The organism is Parabacteroides sp. FAFU027, assembly GCF_022808675.1.
GTDB lineage: Bacteria > Bacteroidota > Bacteroidia > Bacteroidales > UBA7332 > CAXXIC01.
Genome location: NZ_JAKZKV010000033.1, coordinates 1 through 1926, shown reverse-complemented (window position 1 = coordinate 1926; position 1926 = coordinate 1). Strand labels below are relative to the sequence as shown.

Sequence of the window (1926 nt, the reverse complement as noted above, 5' to 3'; positions counted from 1 at the left end):
CAAATATCACTTACAGTGTAGGAGGTGGTGCAACCGGAGCAACCGTGACAGGACTACCATCTGGCGTAACCGGTACTTTTAGTGGCAGCACCTTCACGATCAGTGGCACCCCGACTGCATCCGGAACATTCAACTACAGCGTAACCACGACAGGCAATAGTTGCGTGGTGGCAACAGCCAATGGCACACTCACTGTCAATCCGGATAATACAATCACGCTAAGTTCAGCAGCAGGGACAGATGCTCAGACAAAGTGTATCAATACGGCAATAACTACTATCACCTATGCCACCACCGGAGCAACAGGAGCTACTTTCATTGGTTTACCCACTGGTGTAAGCGGTAGTTGGGCTGGAAATGTGGTAACGATTAGTGGCACACCAGTTGTTAGTGGAGCATTCCCTTACACTGTCACATTGACAGGCGGTTGTGGAACTATCACTAAGAATGGTACTATCACTGTTAATCCGGATCATACAATCAGTCTGACATCAGTCCCTTCAACAACAAGTCAGACAGTATGTATCAATACACCGATAGCTAATATTACTTATAGTGTAGGAGGTGGTGCAACCGGAGCAACCGTGACAGGACTACCATCTGGCGTAACCGGTACTTTTAGTGGCAGCACCTTCACGATCAGTGGCACCCCGACTGCATCCGGAACATTCAACTACAGCGTAACCACGACCGGCAATAGTTGCGTGGTAGCAACAGCCAATGGTACTATTACTGTAAATCCAAACCATACAATCAGTCTGACATCGGCCAATAATACACAAACAGTTTGTATTAATAAACCGATTGCTAATATCACTTACAGTGTTGGAGGTGGCGCAACCGGAGCAACAGTAACAGGTTTACCATCCGGCGTAACCGGTACTTTTAGTGGTAGCACCTTCTCCATCAGTGGCACACCTACTGCATCCGGAACGTTTAACTACAGTGTAACCACGACTGGCAATAGTTGTGTGGTGGCAACAGCCAATGGCACACTCACTGTCAATCCGGATAATACAATCACGCTAAGTTCAGCAGCAGGGACAGATGCTCAGACAAAGTGTATCAATACGGCAATAACTACAATCACCTATGCCACCACCGGAGCTACCGGAGCTACTTTCATCGGTTTACCCACTGGTGTAAGCGGTAGTTGGGCTGGAAATGTGGTAACGATTAGTGGCACACCAGTTGTTAGTGGAGCATTCCCTTACACTGTCACATTGACAGGCGGTTGTGGAACTATCACTAAGAATGGTACTATCACTGTTAATCCGGATCATACAATCAGTCTGACATCAGTCCCTTCAACAACAAGTCAGACAGTATGTATCAATACACCGATAGCTAATATTACTTATAGTGTAGGAGGTGGTGCAACCGGAGCAACCGTGACAGGACTACCATCTGGCGTAACCGGTACTTTTAGTGGCAGCACCTTCACGATCAGTGGCACCCCGACTGCATCCGGAACATTCAACTACAGCGTAACCACGACCGGCAATAGTTGCGTGGTAGCAACAGCCAATGGCACAATTACTGTAAATCCAAACCATACAATCAGTCTGACATCAGTTCCTTCAACAACAAGTCAAACAGTATGTATCAATACACCGATATCAAATATCACTTACAGTGTAGGAGGTGGCGCAACCGGAGCAACAGTTACAGGTTTACCATCTGGCGTAACCGGTACTTTTAGTGGCAGCACCTTCACGATCAGTGGCACCCCGACTGCATCCGGAACATTCAACTACACCGTAAACACGACAGGTAATAGTTGCGTGGTAGCAACAGCTAATGGCACACTCACTGTCAATCCGGATAATACAATCACGCTAAGTTCAGCAGCAGGGACAGATGCTCAGACAAAGTGTATCAATACGGCAATAACTACTATCACCTATGCCACCACCGGAGCAACAG

At 47.3% G+C, this 1926-nt stretch carries 1 protein-coding gene; it reads left to right on the top strand.

Going from position 1 to position 1926, the window contains the following annotated elements:
* Positions 1 to 1926 (top strand): beta strand repeat-containing protein (locus tag MLE17_RS18825; RefSeq protein WP_243350311.1); only part of this gene is annotated, 1926 nt, incomplete at both ends.